The sequence below is a fragment of the Paenirhodobacter enshiensis genome, from assembly GCF_000740785.1.
GTDB lineage: Bacteria > Pseudomonadota > Alphaproteobacteria > Rhodobacterales > Rhodobacteraceae > Rhodobacter > Rhodobacter enshiensis.
In genome coordinates this window covers 1-327 of the sequence record NZ_JFZB01000110.1, presented here as the reverse complement: position 1 = coordinate 327, position 327 = coordinate 1, and the positions used below count along the sequence as shown (strand labels likewise).

At 66.7% G+C, this 327-nt stretch carries 1 pseudogene; it reads left to right on the top strand.

Annotation, left to right across the window (positions count from 1 at the left end):
• Positions 1-300 (top strand): annotated as a pseudogene (locus tag CG50_RS16110) (dihydrolipoyl dehydrogenase); the annotation flags it as partial.
• Positions 301-327 lie beyond the last annotated feature (27 nt).

Sequence of the window (327 nt, the reverse complement as noted above, 5' to 3'; positions counted from 1 at the left end):
AAGGCGGCAGGGCACGAGGTGAAGGTCGGCCGCTTCCCGTTCATCGGCAATGGCAAGGCCATCGCGCTCGGCGAGCCGGAGGGGATGATCAAGACGGTGTTCGACGCCAAGACCGGCGAGCTTCTGGGCGCGCATATGGTCGGCCCGGAAGTGACCGAGCTGATCCAGGGCTATGTGATCGGGCGCACGCTGGAGACCACCGAGGCCGAGCTGATCGAGACGATCTTCCCGCATCCGACGCTGTCGGAATCGATGCACGAGGCGGTTCTCGCCGCCTACGGCCGCGCGATCCATTACTGAGCCGCGTCCCGGTTCCCGAACCGGGGG